Raw genomic sequence first — 19,703 nt, 5'->3', positions numbered from 1 at the left:
CCCCTAGCCGCGGCCGAGCCGGCATCCTCGCCCATTTTTTCAGAGGCTGCACTGGGACGATGGCCTGTCGTGCCGGTGAGGGGTCTCTGGTCGCGGCAGTGGGCTCCTGTAAGGGGGGTGATAGGGGTTGGGGGCCGGTTATCCGAGAGCCTAACCTTTACACCGGTGCCGCTGGGGCATCGGGAGTCGAAAGCGCCGTACCGCCTATATGTCCGGTGCGGCAGTCGAGGCCGAGGGCCGCCTTGCCAATTCATGAGAGCCCGGGCGGGGGCGCCCGCTGCCCGCCATGTCGAACACTCGCCGGAAATTGGCTTATGGAATTTGATTTCTCTGCCGCTCAGCGGGACCGCCGAGACCGTGTGCGCACGGCCGTCGCCGAGCAGTTCGGCGCGCGCGAGGCGACCACCGACCCGGAGTCGGTGCGGCTGGCCTGGAAGGCCGCGGCCGGCATCGGCCTGACGGGCCTCTGCCTGCCCGCCGACCAGGGCGGGGAGGGACTGGGGGCGCTGGACACGGCCCTGAGCCTGGAGGCGTTCGGCCGATCCTGCCCGGACACCGGCTTCGTGTTCGCCGTCGCGGCGCACCTGCTGTCCTGTGCCGTCCCCGTGTGGGAGTTCGGATCGCGGGAGGTCCGCGCCACGCTGCCGGCGGGCATGGCCGCGGGCGAGCTCATCGCCGGCAACGCCATGACCGAGGACGACGCGGGCTCCGATGTCGGACGGATCAGGACCGCCGCCGTGCGATCGGGCGAGGGGTATCTCCTCACCGGAGAGAAGTCCTTCGTCAGCAACGCCCCCATCGCGGACGTGTTCGTGACCTACGCGGTGACGAACCCGTCCGCCGGGTTCCTGGGCGTCTCGGCCTTCGCCGTACCGCGCGACCTCGACGGGATCAGTGTCGGCCCGCCGCACGCCAAGATGGGACTGCACGGCTGCCCGGCCGCACGGGTGCGGTTCGACGGCTGCGCGGTCCCGGAACGGTTCCGCCTCGGTACCGAGGGCGGCGGAGGCGCGGTCTTCCAGTATTCGATGGCGTGGGAGCGCAGCTGCCTGTTCGCCGCCTACCTGGGGCTGATGGAGCGCCAGCTGGAGGAGTGCGTCCGCCACGTGACCCGGCGGCGGCAGTTCGGCCGCAGGCTCTCCGGCTTCCAGGCCGTCTCGCACCGGATCGCCCGGATGCGGCAGCGGCTGGAGGCGGCGCGGCTGCTGCTCTACCGCGCCTGCTGGCTGCTGGACCAGGGGCGCGACGACGTCGGCGCGATCGCCATGTCGAAGACCGCGGTGTCCGAGGCCGCGGTCGCCAACGGCCTCGACGCCGTCCAGCTCTTCGGCGCCGCCGGCTACCTGGCCGACGGCGGGATCGAGCAGCAGCTCCGGGACTGCGTGCCCACCACGATCTTCTCCGGGACGACCGAGATCCAGCTGGATCTGATCGCGAGAGAGGCGGGCCTTTGAGCCTCCACCAACTCGTCATCGACGCGGCCGCACGGCCCGACGCGCCGGCGGTGGGCGGGCCGTCCGGCGGCCTTTCCTACGGCGAACTCGACGCCCTCTCCAACGCCCTCGCCACCCGGCTCAATGCCGATGGCCTCCGCCGCGGAGACCGGGCCGTGGTGTGGGCGGGGAAGTCGGCGGCGACCGTGGCGGCGATGCAGGCCGTCCTGCGGATCGGCGCCGCGTACGTCCCCGCCGACGGAAGCGTCCCGGTGGGCCGGGTCGCGGCGATCGCGCGGGACTGCGGGGCACGCGTCGTGGTGACCGACCGCGGCCGGATCCCGCGCATCTCGGCCGAGCTGGGGACGGCGGCCGGGTACACCGATCTCGGTGCGCCGGCCGACCCGGCGCCGCGGCCGGTCAACGAGCCCGTGGCCCCCGACGACCTCGCCTACATCCTGTACACCTCCGGGTCGACGGGGAGGCCCAAGGGTGTCTGCATCACGCACCGGAACGCTCGGGCGTTCATCGACTGGGCGTACGACGAACTCGCTCCGGCACCGCAGGACCGGTTCGCCAACCATGCCCCCTTCACGTTCGACCTGTCGGTCCTCGACCTGTATGTGGCCTTCCGCGCCGGTGCCTCGGTCCACCTGATCCCCCCGGAGCTGTCGTTCGCCCCGATGCAGCTGGTCGAGTTCCTGTACCGGCAGCGGATCACCCACTGGTACTCGGTGCCGTCCGCTCTCGCGCTGATGATGCGGCACGGCCTGCTGGACCGGCCCGCGCCGGCGGCGCTGCGCGCGGTCCTGTTCGCGGGTGAACCGTTCCCCATCGCGCAGCTCCGCGATCTCGCCGGGTGGACCAGCGCGCGGCTGATGAACCTGTACGGCCCGACGGAGACCAACGTCTGCACCTTCCACGAGGTCACGCCGGCGGACCTGGACCGGGACCGGCCGGTCCCGATAGGTGTCGCGGCCGGAGGTGACCGGGTCTGGGCGCGGCGCCCGGACGGCGGAGTCGCCGAGCCGGGGGAGGAGGGCGAACTCCTGGTGGAGGGCCCCACGGTGATGCGCGGGTACTGGGGGCTCCCGCCGCAACGGGGGCCGTACGGCACCGGGGACCGCGTCCGGGTCCTCCCCGACGGCTCGTTCGACTACCTGGGCCGCGGCGATCAGATGGTGAAGATCCGCGGGCACCGGATCGAGCTCGGTGAGGTGGAGCACGTCCTGGAGAAGCACGCCGACGTGGCGGAGGCCGCCGTGGTCGCGGTGGGCGAGGGGGTCGACATCCGGCTCGTGGCCTTCGTGGCCCCGCATCCGGGCCGCGAGATCGGGACCCTGGCGCTGCGGCGGCACGTCGTACGCCATCTGCCCCGCTACATGGTGGCCGACGAGGTGCGGCTCCTGGCGCAGCTGCCGAGGAACGGCAACGGCAAGGTGGACCGGCCGGTGCTGGCCCGGCGCGCCGCCCGCTCGGACCAAGCGGTTTCCCAAGCGACATGAAAGCGCGGAAGGACAGCGAAATGTCAATCGACGAGATCAAGGCGCTGATACAGAACTTCATCGCCGAGAACTTCCTGGACGGTGATCCGGACGGAGAGCTGGAGGACACGACCCCCCTGCTGGAGTCGGGCGTCCTGAACTCGATGAACAGCGCCATCCTGCTGAACTTCCTGCGGGAGGAGATCCACGTACGCGTACCGCTGACGGAGATGAACGAGGCGAACTTCCGGGACGTCCAGGCGATCAGCAAGCTGGTCGCCGGCATGGTCCCGGCGCCGGCCGGGGCGGAAGGAGCGCAGAAGCCGTGAGCACCGACTACGACGTCGTGATCGTCGGCGGCGGCCCGGCCGGGTCCAGTGCGGCCGCGTACCTGGCCAAGGCCGGGCTGTCGGTGGCGGTGTTCGAGGGTGAGAACTTCCCCCGGCCGCACGTCGGCGAGTCGCTCGTCCCGGCCACCACCAGGGTGCTGCTGGAGACGGGCGCGATGGAGAAGATCGACGGCGCCGGCTTCCCGAGGAAGTACGGCGCCGCGTGGACGTCCGCGAGCTCGCCGAGCATGGCCGAGCAGTTCGCCCACGACCTCGGCACGGCGGAGATCGAGTTCAGCGAGCGCGACCAGCCGGGCGTCGACCGCGACTACACCTTCCACGTCGACCGCGGCCGGTTCGACCTGATCCTGCTCAAGCACGCCGAAAGCCTGGGCGCCAGGGTGTTCCAGGGGATCAGGGTGCTGCGCGCGGACCTCGACGACCCCGAGCAGGTCACCCTGACCTGCCGGATGGGGCCGCGCGAGGTCCCGGTCACGGCCCGGATGATGGTCGACGCCTCGGGCCGCCAGACCATGCTCGGCCGGCAGTTGAGGATCAAGGACACGGATCCGGTCTTCGACCAGTACGCGGTCCATGCCTGGTTCGACGGGCTCGACCGGCGGGCCCTCACCGGCGACAGGGAGAAGGGCGACTACATCTACGTCCACTTCCTGCCGGTCAACGACACCTGGGTCTGGCAGATACCGATCACGGACACCGTCACGAGCGTGGGCGTCGTGACGCAGAAGCACCGGTTCAAGGCCGCGGGCACCGACCGCGAGAAGTTCTTCTGGGACATGGTGTCGAGCCGCCCGGACCTGCACGAGGGGCTCCGGCGGGCGGACCGCGTCCGGCCCTTCAAGGCCGAGGGCGACTACAGCTACGCCATGCGGCAGGTGTGCGGCGACCGGTACGTGCTGCTCGGGGACGCCGCGCGCTTCGTCGACCCGATCTTCTCGAGCGGGGTGAGCGTCGCCCTGAACAGCGCCCGGCTGGCCAGCAAGGACATCGTCGCGGCGGCCGCCGCCGGGGACTTCGGCCGCGCCAGGTTCGCCTCGTACGAGAAGACGATCCGCAACGGTGTGCGCAACTGGTACGAGTTCATCTCGGTCTACTACCGGCTGAACATCCTCTTCACCACCTTCGTGCAGGACCCGCGGTACCGGCTCGACGTCATCCGGCTCCTGCAGGGCGATCTCTACGACGAGGAGGAGCCCGAAGTGCTCCGCGTCATGCGAGAGACCGTGACCGCGGTGGAGGACGACCCCACCCACCTCTGGCACCCGTACCTCGGAACGCTCCGCGCGCCGACCATGGCGCCCTCCTTCTAGCCCGCGCCGTGTAGGGGCCCCATCCGCCTTCGCGAACGCCGGACCTCCTCGGAGAGCAAGGAAATCCGCAATGCCAGAACCAGCGCCGGCCACCGCCCGCTCCACACCGATCGCCGTGGTCGGCATCGGCTGCCGGTTCCCCGGAGGGGTTCGCGACCTCGACTCGTTCGGCGCGGTCCTCACCTCCGGCACCACGGTGTTCCGAGCGGTTCCGGCCACCCGCTGGGGCCGGCGTTACAGCGACCCGGACCGCGTCCGGCCGGGAACCACCGCCGGCCACGTCGGAGGCTTCCTCGACGAGATAGACCGGTTCGACGCGGCCTTCTTCGGGATATCGCCGCGCGAGGCGAGCGTGATGGACCCGCAGCAGCGGCTCGTGCTCGAGGTGGGCTGGGAGGCGATGAGCGACTCCGGGCGGACGATGGACGCCTGGCGCGGGACGCGCACCGGCACCTTCCTCGGGATGCTCGCCCAGGACTACGGGACGCTGCACCTGAAGACGCGCGGGATCGAGGGGATCGGCCCCCACTACGCCAGCGGGAACGAGTTCAGCTTCGCGGCGGGGCGCCTGGCCTACGTGTTCGATCTGCACGGGCCCACGACCGCCGTCACCTCCGGCTGTTCCTCGTCCCTGCTCGCCGTGCACCAGGCGGTCGCGAGCCTGCGCTCGGGGGAGTGCGACACCGCGCTGGCCGGCGGCGTCAGCTTGATGATCACGCCCGAGCTGAGCGTCTACATGAGCAGCATCGGGGCGATCTCGCCCACCGGACGGTGCCGCCCGTTCGCGGCGGACGCCGACGGGATCCTGCGCAGCGAGGGATGCGCCCTCGTGGTGCTGAAGCGGCTGCCCGACGCCCTCGCCGACGCGGACCGGATCCACGGGGTGATCCGCGCGTCGGTGGCCAACCACGACGGCCGCGGCCTCGGCATCACCGCGCCCAACGGCATGGCGCAGGCCGCGCTGCTGCGCTCGGCGCTGACCGAGGCGGGGCTCGGCGCCTCCGGCATCGACTACGCCGAGGCCCACGGAACCGGGACGCCGCTGGGCGACCAGGTCGAGCTGATGGCCCTGGACGAGGTCTACGGGAGCGGCCGGCCCGAGGGACGCCCGCTGTTCGTGGGGTCCAACAAGGCGGTGTTCGGGCACACCGACGGCGCGGCGGGAGCGGCGGGCCTGCTGAAGGGCCTGTGGGTCACCCGCGCGCGGGAGGTCCCCGCCCAGCCCGATCCAGGCCCGCTCACCTCGGCGGTCGACTGGGAGGGGGGCACGATCGCGGTGCCGGTCGCCGCGGCCGGCCTGCCGGTGGCGGACCGGCCGGTGCGCGCCGGGGTGAGCTCCTTCGGGCTCAGCGGGACGAACGTCCACGTGATCGTGGAGGGCGCGGACGACGAGCCCGCCGGGAGCGCGGCGCCCGGTCCGCCGCCGGCGCCGTACGTGCTGCTCGCCTCGGCGTTCCACCAGGACGGAGTGGCCGAGCAGGTCGATGCGATGCGGGAGCGGGTGGCCGGGTGCGGGGCGGCGCTCGGCGACCTCCTCGCATCGGCGGCCACCCGGCGGACCCATGAACGGCACCGGTACGCCGCGGTGGCGGCGGGGCCGGACGAGCTGATGGCGGCACTGGGGGATCCGCTGGAGCCACCGGAGGGCGCCTATGCCGGCACCGCCGATCCCGAAGGCCCGCCCGCGGTGGCGTTCGTGTACTCCGGCCAGGGCGCGCAGTGGCCGGGCATGGCCGCGGACCTGTACGAGAGTTCGCCGGTGTTCAGGGAGACGCTCGACGAGTGCGACGCTCTCATCCGGCGCCATGCCGCGTGGAGCCTGGTCGACGAGCTGCGGCGGACCGGTGACAGCCGGCTCGGCCGGACGGATGTCGCCCAGCCCGCGCTCCTCGCCGTTCAGGTGGCGCTGACGAGGTGGCTGGCCGGGTGCGGCATCCGGCCCGAGACCGCCGTGGGGCACAGCGTCGGCGAGATCGCCGCCGCTCACGCGGCCGGTGCGCTCTCCCTCCCGGACGCCGTGCTGCTGGCGGTCCGGCGCGGGGAGATCCTGCAGGAGACGTCCGGTCAGGGCGCCATGCTGGCGGTCCGCGCGAGCCGGGACGCGGTCATGGCGGCGATCGGAGAGCTCGGTCCCCGGGTCGCCGTCGCGGCCGTCAACGGGCCGGAGTCGGTCGTGCTGAGCGGGCCCGCGGACGGTGTCGACGCGGCCGCGGCGGCACTCGGGGAACGCGGGCTGCGCTGCAAACGGCTGGCCGGCGGCTACGCGTTCCACAGCCCGGTGGTGGCCGGGTGCGGCCCGCGGCTGCGCGCCGCGGCCGCCGAGCTCACCGCGGCGGAGCCTTCGCTGCGCCTGCTCTCCAGCGTGGTGCCGGACGGTCCCGGCGTGCGCCTCGACGCGGGCTACTGGGAGCGCAACCTCACCGACCCGGTGCTGCTGTGGCCCGCGATCGACGGGCTGCTCGCCGAGGGGGAGCAGGCCCTCGTCGAGATCGGTCCGCACCCCACGCTGGTCCGGCCGCTGGCGGACGCCGCCGGCCGCCGGCGGCGCCGGGGCCCGGTGACCGGGACCCTGCGCCGGGACGAGCCCGGGCCGCTCGCGCTCTGCAGGACGGCCGCGCGGCTCCATGTCGGCGGCGTCGACGTGGACTGGACGAAGATCACCGGCCTGCCGGGGCGGTACCGGACGCTGCCGGTTCCGACCTGGGGCGGCGACCGGCACTGGCTGCCGGGAGTGCGGCCCGGCGATCAGGGGGGCGGTCCGGCCGGCCCGGGCGCCGCGGCGCCGCCGGCGCAGGTGCGGCTGAGCATGCTCGACGCCGACGGCAGGGTGATCGGCGAGATGGTGGCGCACCCGGTCGCAACGGCGGCTCCCGTCGCGGCCGCCGGCACCGCCTCCGGAGGCGCCGAGGCTCCGGTGCCCGCGCCGCCCGCCGCCCGGAGCGTCCGGGACGACGGCGGGTTCCTGCGGCGCGTCGAGGAGCACGTCGCGGAGATCCTCGGCCTCGGCGCCGACCGGCGGCCGGCGCGGCGCCGCGGCCTGTTCGACCAGGGCCTGGACTCGCTGACCGCACTGGAGCTGCGCGACCGCCTGGCGGCGGAGTTCGGCCTGGAGCTGCCCGCGACGATCGTCTTCGAGAAGCCGACGATCGAGGCGCTCGGCGCGTTCCTGGCCGAAGCGGCCCCGGACGCCGCGGGCGGGGGGACGCCGGCCCGGCCCGCCGTCCCGGCCGGCGGCACGGCGGCGGGCGCCGGGGGCGCGGGCGACGGGGGGCCGGCGGAGGACGCCATCGCGGTGATCGGCCTCGGGTGCCGGCTGCCCGGCGCGGACTCGCCGGAGCGGTTCTGGGGACTGCTGGCCGAGGGACGGCACGCCGTCCGCGCGCTGCCCGCCGTCCGCCGGGCCGACCCGATCTGGGCGGAGGCGGGGCCGGGCGTCCCGACGCGCGGCGGCTACCTCGACGAGGTGGCGGGATTCGACGCGGAGTTCTTCCGCGTCTCGCCGCGAGAGGCGAGGTCGCTCGATCCGCAGCACCGGCTCCTTCTCGAGGTCGCCTGGGAGGCGCTGGAGGACGCCGGGCTGCCCGCGCACGCGCTGGAGGGCCGGGCCGCGGGGGTGTACTTCGGGCTCAACACCGCCGACTACCAGCAGCTGCTGACCCGCGATATGGCCGACGTCGACCACTTCTACGGGACCGGCACGACGTTCGCCGCGGCCGTGGGCCGCCTGTCCTACTTCCTCGGCCTCAGCGGTCCCAGCATCGCCGTGGACACCGCGTGCTCGTCGTCCCTGACCGCGGTCCACCTGGCATGCCAGGGCCTGCGGCAGGGCGACTGCGAGGTCGCCGTCGTCGGCGGGGCCAATGTGATCGTGGCCCCCACGGTGTCGGTCTCCATGTCGGGCGCCGGCGCCCTGGCCCCCGACGGGCGGTGCAAGACCTTCGACGACGCGGCCGACGGCTACGGCCGGGGCGAGGGGGCGGCGGCCCTCGTCCTCAAGCCGCTCGGCGCGGCGGTGCGGGACGGGGACCGCGTCCACGCGGTGATCCGCGGCAGCGCGGTCAACCAGGACGGCGCGAGCGGCGGCATGACGGTGCCCAGCGCGTCCGCGCAGGTCGCCGTCATCAGGCGAGCGGTCGATGCCGCGGGCTGGGCGCCGCACGAGGTCGACTACGTCGAGGCCCACGGCACCGGGACGCCGCTGGGCGACCCGATCGAGGTCCGGGCGCTCGCCGAGGCGCTGGGGCCGGGGCGCGCGGCGGACGAGGCCCTGCTGATCGGCGCGGCCAAGGCCAACATCGGGCACCTCGAGGCCGCGGCCGGGGTCGCCGGGCTGCTCAAGGTGATACTGGCGCTCCGCCACGGGGAGCTGCCGCCGCATCCGCTGGACCGGCCGTCGACGCAGATCGACTGGGACCGGCTCCCCGTCTCGGTGGTGACCGAGCGGCGGCCGTGGCCGCGGCGGCGCCGCCCCCGGCGGGCGGGCGTGAGCTCGTTCGGATTCAGCGGCAGCAACGCCCACGTGGTCGTCGAGCAGCCGCCGGAGCCCCCGGCGCCGGCCGTCCCGCCCCGCCAGGCGCCCCCCTACGTCCTGATGGTCACCGCGGCCGCGGAGGCGGCGCTGCGCCAGGCGGCGGGACGTCTGGCCGCCCGGCTTCGGGAGGCGCCCGGCGAACTGGACGACATCGTCTTCACCGCCGCCTACCGCCGCTCCTGGCTGAGCCACCGGCTCGCCGTCACCGGCCAGGACGCCGCCGCCATCGCGGACGCCCTGGAAGAGGCGGCGGCCGGGAACACCCCGCCCGCCGTCAGGACGGGGCACGTCCCCGATGACGCACGGCGCACCGTCGGCTTCCGTTTCGGGGCCGAGCCTCCGGCCGACGGCCTGCGGGCGCGGCTGGCGTCGGCACCGGAGTACGCCGGCGCGCTGCGCTCGTGCGGCGAACGCCTCGAAGCGCTGACCGGCATCCTTCTCGACCCGTTCGCCGGGCCGCCGGAAGTGGCCCCGGCGGCCTACCTGCTGTGCCATCACGTCGCGGCGGCACGGCTGTGGGCCACGGTCGGGCTGGCTCCGGAAGCCGTACTCGGCGAAGGGGCGGGCCTGCTGGGCGCGGCCTGGGCGGCGGGACGGCTCGACCTGGACGACGCGTTGCGAGTGGCGGTAGGGCAGGTATCCGGCATCGCCCTCCGGCCTGGCCGCCTACCCGAGATACGGGCCGACGGAGAAGGCCCGGTCACCTCGGTGCGGGAACTGGCCCAGCGGGTCCGCGCCGCCGGGCCCGCCGGCCCGCCGGAGCGCGCCGGCGCCGAACTCGCGGCGGCCGGCGTGGACGCGCTCGTCGACGTCCTGCCGCACGAGCCGCCGGGCCCGCCGGCCGACCGGGCCGGTGACCGGGCAGGCGCGGACGATCCGCTGGACCGGATCGCCGGCACCGCCGCGGAGCTGTTCGTGACGGGCGCCGCCCCCGCTCCGGCCAAGGCGCCGCGCCGACCGGTCGGCCTGCCCGCCTACCCGTGGCAGCATCGTCGCCACTGGTACCGCGAGGCCGCCGGCACCGACGGCGACCGGCCGCCGGTGCCGTGCCTGCTGAGCGCGTCCAGCAGCGCGGGGCTGCGGGCCCAGGCCGCGGCCCTGCGGGAGTTCACGGCGGGGAGCAAGGAGCCCGGCCTTCTCGACGTGGGATCCTCGCTGGCCGCCCTGCCGCGCTCGGGCGCGCACCGCGGCGTCGTGCTGGCCGGCGACGCCGGGGGCCTCCGGGACGGGTTGACGGCGCTCGCGGACGGGCGGACGGCGCCGAACCTGGTCCAGGGCGTCGCCGGGGGCGAGTCGAAGACCGCCCTGGTGTTCCCGGGGCAGGGCGCGCAGTGGCAGGGGATGTCCGCCGACCTCATGACGTCCGAGCCGGTCTTCGCCGAGCACATGCGGGCATGCGGGGAGGCGCTGGCCGAGTTCACCGACTGGTCGCTCCGCGCGGTCGTCGGCGGCGAGCCCGGCGCGCCGGGGCTCGACCGCGCCGACGTGGTGCAGCCCGTGCTGTTCGCGGTGATGGTCTCGCTCGCCGAACTGTGGCGCTCCTACGGCGTCGAGCCCGCCGCGGTGGCCGGGCACTCCCAGGGCGAGATCGCCGCCGCCCATGTCGCCGGAGGGCTGTCGCTGCGCGATGCCGCCCGCGTCGTGGCGCTCCGCAGCGCGGAGCTGTCGCACCTGGCCGGCCGGGGCGGCATGGCCGCGGTCGCCCTCGGCGAGGACGCGGCGGAACGGCTGCTGAGCCCGTTCCACGACCGGCTCTCGATCGCCGCGGTCAACGGGCCGACCAGCGTCGTGGTCTCCGGCGACGCCGGCGCCCTCGGGGACCTGGCGGGCGTCTGCGAGGGCGAGGGCGTCCGGTTCCGGCGCGTCGAGGTGGACTATGCCTCGCACTCGCCGCACGTGGAGCGGATCGCCGAGCGGCTCGAGCGCGTTCTGGCCGGGATCACCCCTCGCCCGGGAAACGTGCCGTTCTACTCGTCGGTGACCGGGGAGCCGCTGGACACGGCGGAGCTCGGTCCGGGGTACTGGTACCGCAACCTGCGCCAGTGCGTGCGGTTCGAGAAGGCCGTCCGCGCCCTGCTCGCGGACGGCCATGACCTGTTCATCGAGGCGAGCCCGCACCCGGTGCTCACGGCGGCGGTCGAGGAGACGGCCGAGCAGGCGGGCGCCGCCGGCGCGCGGGCGCTCGGCACGCTGCGCAGGAACGACGGCGGGACCGGGCGCTTCATGTCCTCCTTGGCCGAGGCGTACGTCCATGGCGCCGGCGTGGACGTGCGGCCGGTCTTCGCCGGGCACGGTCCGCGGCCCGGCGCGATCCCGGACGTCGCCGGCCACGAGCTCGACGCCTGGCGCTACCGCGTCGACTGGCGCCCTGCCGCCGACCCCCGCGAAGCGGGACCGGGCGGGACCTGGCTGGTCCTGGCGCCCGGCACCGGCCTTGGACGTGAGTGGGCGGCCGCGGCGCAGGGCGCCCTCGCCGCACGGGGCGCGGTCGTACGGCTGCTCGTGCTGGACCCGGCGAGGGACGGCCGGGACCGCATCGCCGGCCTGCTCCGCGAGGAGACGGGCGGGGGTGCGGCGGGGGTGCTGTCGACGCTTGCCATGGACGAGCGCCCGCACCAGGAGTTCCCGGACGTGCCGGCGGGGCTGGCCGCCACGCTGGCGCTCGTGCAGGCCCTGGGCGAGGTGGGGGCCGACATCCCGATGTGGCTGGCGACCACCGGCGCGGTCGGGGCGGACGGGACGGGCGGCGATCTGGAGTCGCCCGTCCAGGCCCAGGCATGGGGCCTGGGGCGGGTCGCCGGCCTGGAGCACCCGCAACGCTGGGGCGGCCTGGTCGACCTGCCCCGATCGTCCTCCCCGGAGGCGCTCGACCGGCTGTGCGGAGCGCTGGGCGGCGGCCTGGGCGCGGAGGACCAGCTCGCCGTGCGGGACGGCGGTGTGTACGTGCCGCGGCTGGTGCGCGACCCGGTCTCCGGCCGGCCCGCGGCACGCGACTGGCGGCCGCGGGGGAGCGTGCTGGTCACCGGCGGCACCGGCAGGCTCGGCCGGTGCCTGGCCCGGTGGCTCGCCGCCTCCGGCGCCGAGCACGTGGTGCTCGCCGGCCGGCGTGGTGCGGCCGCGCCGGGTGCGGCCGAGCTGGAGGCGGAGCTCGTGCGGTCGGGTACACCGGTGACGGTGGCGGCGTGCGACGTGGCCGACCGCGCCGCCCTGGAGGGCCTGCTGCGCGAGGCCCGAGCGGCGGGCAGACCGGTGCGGACCGTCCTTCACGCGGCGGTCGTCCCCGAGCCCGGTCCGCTGTCCGGGACGACGCCGGCGCAGCTCGCCGGCACGCTGCGCGCCAAGGTGACCGGTGCGCGGGTCCTGGACGAGGTGCTGAGCGATGACTCCGCCGATCCCGTGGACGCCTTCGTCCTGTTCTCCTCCGTCGCGGGCGTCTGGGGTGCGGCCGAGAACGGCGTCTTCGCGGCGGCCGACGCGTACCTGGACGCACTGGCCGCCCGGCGGCGCGCCGGTGGCCGGGCGGGCACCGCCATCGCCTGGAGCTTCTGGAACGCCTTCGGCGAGGACTCCGACGATCTCGCGGTGCGGGACATGTTCACCAGCCAGTCGGAACGGCAGGGGCTGCCCCTGCTGGATCCCGGGCAGGCGCTGCGGTCCTTGCGGCAGGTGCTCGACCGGGACGAGACGTCCGTGGTCGTCGCCGACGTCGAGTGGCAGCGCTTCGCCCCCCTCTACACGGCGGCCCGCTCACGGCCGCTGCTCGCCGACCTGCCGGATGCCCGGGGCGCCGACGGCGGGGCACCGGGCCGCGGCGAGGACGAGGCGGGCGACGGCGCCCTCGCCCGGCTGCTGGCCGGGCTGCCCGAGTCCGAACGGGAATGGGCGGTCCTGGACCTGGTCCGTACCGAGGCCGCGGCCGTGCTGGGCTACGAGCGCGCCGGCGACGTGGACCCCGACCGCCCCTTCACCGAGCTGGGATCCGACTCCGTCACCGCGGTCGAGCTGCGGACCCGGCTGAACGAGGCCACCGGGCTGCGCCTGCCGGCGTCCCTCGCCTTCGACCACCCCACCGCCGCGGCCGTCACCGGCCACCTGCTCGAACTCGCCCCCGGCGGACCGGCGGACCCCGCCGCGGAGTCCGCGCCGGCCGGGATGCCCGGCCCCGTGCCCGCCGCCGGCGAGCCGATGGCGATCGTGGGGATGGCCTGCCGGCTCCCGGGGGGCGCGGACTCGCCGGAGGAGTACTGGCGGCTGCTGGCCGGCGGCCGTGACGCGGTGTCGGGGTTCCCCGGCGACCGGGGCTGGGATCTGGCGGGGCTGTTCGACCCCGATCCCGATCATCCGGGTACGTCCTACGTGCGCGAGAGCGGGTTCGTGGACCGGGTGGCGGACTTCGACGCGGAGTTCTTCGGGATCTCCCCGCGCGAGGCAGCGACCATGGATCCCCGGCAGCGGCTGCTCCTGGAGACCAGCTGGGAGCTGTTCGAGCATGCCGGTGTGGACCCGGGGAGCCTGAAGGGGAGCCGGACGGGGGTCTTCGTCGGTGCCGGTCCGACGGACTACGCGACCGGGGCGCCGCTGGCGCCGCGCAGCGCGGAGGGGTATGCCGTCACCGGCAGCACCCCGGCGGTGATCTCGGGACGGGTGTCGTACGTGTTCGGGCTGGAGGGCCCGGCGGTGACGGTGGACACGGCGTGCTCCTCCGCGCTGGTGGCGCTGCACATGGCGTGCCAGTCGCTGCGGGCGGGGGAGTGCTCGATGGCGGTGGCCGGCGGGGTGGCGGTGATATCGAGCCCGAAGGTGTTCGTCGAGTTCAGCCGGCAGCGCGCGCTGTCCCCGGACGGGCGGTGCAAGGCGTTCGCCGAGGCCGCGGACGGGACCGGGTTCGCGGAGGGCGTCGCCCTGCTTCTCGTCGAGCCCCTGTCGGAGGCCCGGCGCCGGGGACACGAGATCCTCGCGCTCATCCGGGGGTCCGCGATGAACCAGGACGGCGCGTCGAACGGGTTGACCGCGCCGAACGGGCCGTCGCAGCAGCGGGTGATCCGGGAAGCGCTGCGGATCTCTGGGATGACCTCCGGTGATGTGGACGTGGTGGAGGCGCACGGGACGGGCACCACGCTGGGCGACCCGATCGAGGCGCAGGCGCTGCTGGCGACCTACGGGCAGGACCGGCCCCCCGGCCGCCCGGTCCTGCTGGGGTCGGTCAAGTCGAACATCGGCCACACCCAGGCGGCGGCGGGGGCCGCCGGGGTGATGAAGATGGTGCTGGCGATGCGGCACGGCGTGGTGCCCGCGACGCTGCACGTGGACGAGCCGAACCGCCACGTGGACTGGTCGGCGGGAGATCTCCGCCTCGCCGTGGAGGCGACGCCGTGGCCTGAGACCGGACGTCCCCGGCGCGCCGGGGTGTCCTCGTTCGGGGTCAGCGGCACCAACGCCCACCTCATCCTCGAACAGCCGCCGGCCGAGCCGCCGGAGCGGGACGGCGACGCGGAGAGCGCGCCCGCACCCGGCGCGGCCGGGGCCGCCGCGGAGGGGGAGGAGGCGGCGCCGCCGGTTCCCTGGCCCGTGTCGGCGGCGTCCCCGGCCTCGCTGCGGCTGCAGGCCGACCGGCTGCGCCGGATGCTCGCGGACGGGCCCGGGCCGAGGGCGCGCGACATCGGCTGGAGCCTGGCCACCTCGCGTGCGGCGCTGCCGCACCGGGCGGTGTTGCTCGGCGGCGGCAGGGACGACCGCGTCCGCCGGCTCTCGCGGCTGGCCGAGGGCGAGCCGGATCCGGGGCTGGTGTACGGCACCGCGCACCGCAGGCCGCGGATCGTCTTCGTGTTCCCCGGCCAGGGCGGCCAGTGGCCCGGGATGGCGGCGGAACTCCTGGACACCTGCCCCGTGTTCGCCGACCTCGTCCGCGACTGCGAGCGGGCGCTGGCTCCGCACACCGACTGGTCGCTCACCGAGGTGATCCGCGGGTCGGAGGGAGCGCCCGGCCTGGACCGGGTCGACGTGGTGCAGCCGGCGCTGTTCGCGGTGATGGTCTCGCTGGCCGGGCTCTGGCGGCACCATGGCGTGCATCCCGCGGCGGTCGTCGGGCACTCCCAGGGCGAGATCGCCGCCGCGTGCGTGGCGGGCGCGCTGTCGCTGGAGGACGCGGCGAAGGTGGTGGCGGTGCGGTCGGCGGCGCTGGCCCGGCTGGCCGGCTCCGCGGGAATGGCCTCGCTGCAGGCGGGCGAGGAGCGGGCGGCCGGGCTGCTCGCCCCCTGGCAGGGGCGGTTGACGATCGCGGCCGTCAACGGCCCGTCGCAGGTCGTCGTGGCCGGTGACGCCGGCGCGCTGGACGAGCTGGCCGCCGAGTGCGAGCGGCAGGAGATCAGGATCCGCCGGATCGGCGTGGACTACGCGGCGCATTCGGCGCAGGTCGAGCCGCTGCGCGACGCGCTCCTGGCGAGGCTGGACGGAATCGCCCCCCAGGGTGCGCGGATACCGTTCTACTCCTCGGTGACGGGCGAGCCGGTCGACACCGGCGGGCTGGACCCGCGGTACTGGTACCGGAACCTCCGGGAACCGGTGCGGTTCGACCAGGCGGCCCGGACGCTGCTCGATCACGGCTTCGACATGTTCGTCGAGGCGAGCCCGCACCCGGTACTGACCGGCGCGGTGCTGGGCAACGCCCTGGCGGCGGACGGCGCCCGCGAGCCGGTGACCGTGGGGTCGCTGCGCCGCGACGAAGGCGGCATGGCCCGCTTCACGGCCGCGCTGGCCGAGGCGTGGGCGAACGGGGCCGACCTGGACTGGGCCGCGCTGATCCCCGGCGGCGGCCGCGTCCCGCTGCCGACCTACGCCTTCGACCGGCGGCGGTTCTGGATGGACGACGAGAGCGCCGCCGCCGACCCCGCGGCCCTCGGCGTGGCGTCGGCGGACCATCCCCTGCTCGGTGCCGCGGTGGAGCTGGCGGACGGCGGCGGCCTGGTGCTGACGGGACGGCTGTCGGCCGGTACCCAGCCGTGGCTGGCCGATCACGCGGTGAACGGAGTGAGCCTGCTCCCCGGGACGGGGTTCGCCGAGCTGGTGCTGCGGGCCGGCGCCGAGGCCGGCTGCCCGCGGATCGAGGAGCTGACCCTCGAAGCCCCGCTCCTGCTGAGCGGCGACGAGGCTCTGTGCCTCCAGCTCGCGGTGGGTCCGCTCGACGACGCGGGGCACCGGACGGCGGCCGTCTACTCGCGGCCGGACGGGGACGCCGGCAAGGCGGGGGACTGGACGCGGCACGCGTCCGCGGTGCTGGCGGCAGATGGCGGCACCGCCCCGGTCCCGCTGGCCGACTGGCCACCGCCCGGCGCCGAGCCGGTGCCGCTGGACCCGGAGGCCTTCTACGCCGCGGGCGCGGAGGCCGGCTACACCTACGGCCCGTCCTTCCGGGGGCTGGCCCGGGCGTGGCGGCGCGGCGAGGAGATCTTCGCCGAGGTGGCGCCGCCCGCCCAGGTGCGCGATGAGGCGGGCCGGTACGGCGTGCACCCCGCCGTCCTCGACGCGGCGCTGCACGCGATGGTGCTCGCCCCGTCCGCCGGGCAGGGAGACGGCGGCACGGGGACGGTGCGGCTGCCGTTCAGCCTGGCCGGCGTCTCGCTGTTCGCGTCCGGTGCGCCGGCCCTGCGGGTCCGCATATCGCCGGCCGGCCCGGACACGGTGGCGCTGACCGCGGCGGACGGGACCGGTGACCCGGTGCTGCGGATCGAGAGCCTGGTGACGCGGCCGGTCGAGGCCGGACGGCTCGCGGCGGCCGCGAACAGGGCCGACCGGTCCCTGTTCCGGATGGACTGGGTTCCGCTGCCACTTCCGGAGACCCGCGCCGGCGGCGGCTGGGCCGTACTCGGCGAGGACGCGCCCGGCCTGGCCGCCGGGCTGGGCGGAGCGGGGATCTCCGCGCACTCCTATCCCGGCATGGCCGCGTTCCTCGGCGCGCTGGCGGGCGGTGCGCCCTGCCCCCGCGTGGTGGTGCTCCCCTGCGCGGCGGCGGCCGGTGCCGGCCTGCCCGGTTCGGCTCTCGACCTGACCGGCGCCGTCCTGCGCGACGTGCAGGATTGGCTGGCCGACGACCGGACGGCCGAAGCGCGGCTGGTCGTGGCCACCCGCCTCGCCGTCGCGGCCGGGGGACCCGGCGAGGTGCGCGACCCCGCCGCGGCTGCGGTGTGGGGCCTGCTCCGCTCCGCGCAGGCGGAGAATCCCGACCGGATCGTCCTCGCCGACCTGGACGGGCGGGACGGAGCGGCCGCACTCGCGCACGCGCTGGCCGGCGACGAGCCCCAGATCGCGATCCGGCGCGGCGCGGCGCTGGTCCCGCGGCTGGCGCCGGCGGGCCCGCCGCACGCGCTGACGCCCCCTCCCGGCGGGCGGTGGCGGCTCGAAGCGGACCGGGCCGGCGTCCTCGACGCCATGTCCGTGGCGGCGTGCCCGGAGACCGGGGAACCGCTGGCGCCGGGGCAGGTGCGGGTACGGGTCCGCGCGGCCGGGATCAGCTTCCACGATCTCCTGGTCGCTCTGGGGATGCCCCCGGACGACGACCTGTTCATCGGCGGCGAGGGGGCCGGCGTCGTCCAGGCGACGGGCCCCGGCGTGACCGGGCTGGAACCCGGGGACAGGGTCCTCGGGCTGATGCCGGCGGCGTTCGGCACCGAAGCCGTCACCGATCACCGCCGGCTCGTCCGAATGCCCCCGGACTGGACGTTCGAGCAGGCGGCGTCGGTGCCCTCCGCCTTCCTCACCGCCCACTTCGCCCTCGACCGGACCGCGGGCCTGCGCGCCGGGCAGCGGGTCCTCGTGCACGCGGCGGCCGGCGGGGTCGGCATGGCGGCGGTCCAGCTCGCCCGCCATCTGGGGGCCGAGGTGTTCGCCACGGCCGCCCCGGCCAAGCACGACGCGCTACGGCGGATGGGTCTGGACGACGCTCACATCGCGTCCTCGCGGGACACCGCGTTCGCCGACCAGGTACTCGCCGCCACCGGCGGCGAGGGCGTCGACGTGGTCCTCAACTCGCTGGCCGGCGAGCTCGTCGACGCTTCGCTGCGCGTGCTGCCCGGCGGGGGTCATCTCGTCGAGCTGGGGAAGACCGACCGCCGGGACCCCGAACAGGTCGCCGCCGCGTACCCGGGCGTCGTGTACCGGCCGGTCGACCTGGTACCGGACACCACCCCGGAGCTGATCCGGACGATGCTCGACGACGTCGTCCGACTGCTGCGGGACGGCGCCGTGAAGCCGCTCCCCGTCCGCACCTGGGACGTCCGCGCCGCGCCCGAGGCCTTCCGCTTCATGGCCCGGGCCCTGCACGTCGGCAAGCTGGTGCTGACGATCCCGCCCGCGCCCGATCCAGCGGGCACGGTGCTGGTCACCGGCGGCACGGGGACGCTGGGTGCCCTGGTGGCCAAGCACCTGGCCGGCCCCTGGGGGATGCGCCGTCTCCTGCTGGTGAGCCGCCAGGGCGAAGCCGCGCCGGGCGCGGAGAGGCTGCGTGCGGAACTCGCCGAGCTGGGCGCGGACGTGCGGCTGGCCGCGTGCGACGTCGCCGACGGCGCGGCCCTGGCGGACCTGCTGGCCGGGGTTCCGGCGGACCGCCCGCTCACGGCGGTGGTCCACACGGCGGGGGTGCTGGACGACACGGTGTTCACGTCCCTCACCGCTGAACGCCTGGCGCCCGTGCTGCGCCCCAAGGTCGATGCCGCCGTGCACCTCGACCGGCTCACCCGTGACCTTGATCTCGGCATGTTCGTCCTGTTCTCGTCGGCCGCCGGGCTGCTCGGCAATCCCGGGCAGGCCAACTACGGCGCGGCCAACGTGTTCCTCGACACGCTCGCCGGGGCCAGGAACGCGGGCGGTCGGGCCGCTACGTCGATCGCCTGGGGCCTGTGGGCACCGGAGAGCGCGCTGACGGGCCAGATGAGCGCCCAGGACCGCGGCCGGCTCGCCCGCGCCGGCGCGCAGGCCATGCCCGTCGCGGAGGCCCTGGACCTGTTCGACCACGCGACCCTCGCCGGGGAGCCGCTGATCGTGGCCGCCCATATCGACCGCGGGGCGCTGCGCGCGCAGGACGCCGAGGGGACGCTGCCCGCCGTGCTGCGCCGGCTGGTGCCGCGCGGCGCCCGGCCGGTGCCGCGGGCGCGCGAGGACGGTGCCTCCGCGGGACTGGCGGGCCGCCTCGCCGGGATGGCCGCGGTCGAGCGGCGCCAGGCCCTGCTGAACCTCGTCAGGAAACAGGCCGCCGCGGTCCTCGGCCATGGCTCGGCGACCGCGCTGGACGCCGACCGCGGGTTCCTGGAGATGGGATTCGACTCCCTCACGGCCGTCGAACTGCGCAACCGCCTGGCCGCGGCCACCGGGCTGCGGCTGCCCGCGACCGTCATCTTCGACTGCCCCACGCCCGCGGATCTCGCGCAACAGCTGGAAGAGCTGGTCAGCCCGGAAGGTGACGGCCCCGGACCGGCGGACGGCGGCGACGGCGAGACCCCCGGCGACGACGAGATCAGCACGGTCGACGCCATGGACGTGGACGAACTCATCCGCGCCGTGCACGGTGCCAACGGCCACGAGCCGAGCTCCCTGGAGTGAGGTCC

At 75.6% G+C, this 19,703-nt stretch carries 5 protein-coding genes; all 5 read left to right on the top strand.

What is annotated here, in order from left to right; all coding sequences use genetic code 11:
* The first annotated feature begins 314 nt into the window (after positions 1-314).
* The 5 genes from CHC11_RS13695 (at position 315) to CHC11_RS43420 (ending at position 19,698) form a co-directional block, all read left to right on the top strand.
* The gene (locus CHC11_RS13695) at positions 315-1,454 is read left to right on the top strand and encodes an acyl-CoA dehydrogenase family protein (RefSeq protein WP_089312066.1); all 1,140 of its coding nucleotides are present in this window, start codon (positions 315-317) and stop codon (positions 1,452-1,454) included.
* Positions 1,451-2,938, top strand: coding sequence for an amino acid adenylation domain-containing protein (locus CHC11_RS13690; protein WP_089312065.1), 1,488 nt, complete (start codon positions 1,451-1,453; stop codon positions 2,936-2,938). Before CHC11_RS13695 ends, CHC11_RS13690 begins: the two co-directional genes overlap by 4 nt.
* 20 nt (positions 2,939-2,958) lie before the next feature.
* Positions 2,959-3,246: an acyl carrier protein gene (locus CHC11_RS13685; RefSeq protein WP_089312064.1), complete on the top strand. Its 288-nt coding sequence runs from the start codon at positions 2,959-2,961 to the stop codon at positions 3,244-3,246.
* Positions 3,243-4,577, top strand: a complete 1,335-nt coding sequence (locus tag CHC11_RS13680; RefSeq protein ID WP_089312063.1) for an NAD(P)/FAD-dependent oxidoreductase — start codon at positions 3,243-3,245, stop codon at positions 4,575-4,577. Before CHC11_RS13685 ends, CHC11_RS13680 begins: the two co-directional genes overlap by 4 nt.
* A gap of 70 nt (positions 4,578-4,647) precedes the next feature.
* On the top strand, positions 4,648-19,698 hold the full coding sequence (locus CHC11_RS43420) for a type I polyketide synthase (RefSeq protein WP_089312062.1): 15,051 nt from the start codon (positions 4,648-4,650) through the stop codon (positions 19,696-19,698).
* Positions 19,699-19,703 lie beyond the last annotated feature (5 nt).

It is taken from the genome of Actinomadura mexicana, assembly GCF_900188105.1.
Classification (GTDB): Bacteria; Actinomycetota; Actinomycetes; order Streptosporangiales; family Streptosporangiaceae; genus Spirillospora; species Spirillospora mexicana.
Note: the sequence above shows the minus strand (reverse complement) of the source record. Positions and strands in the feature narration are given on the sequence as shown.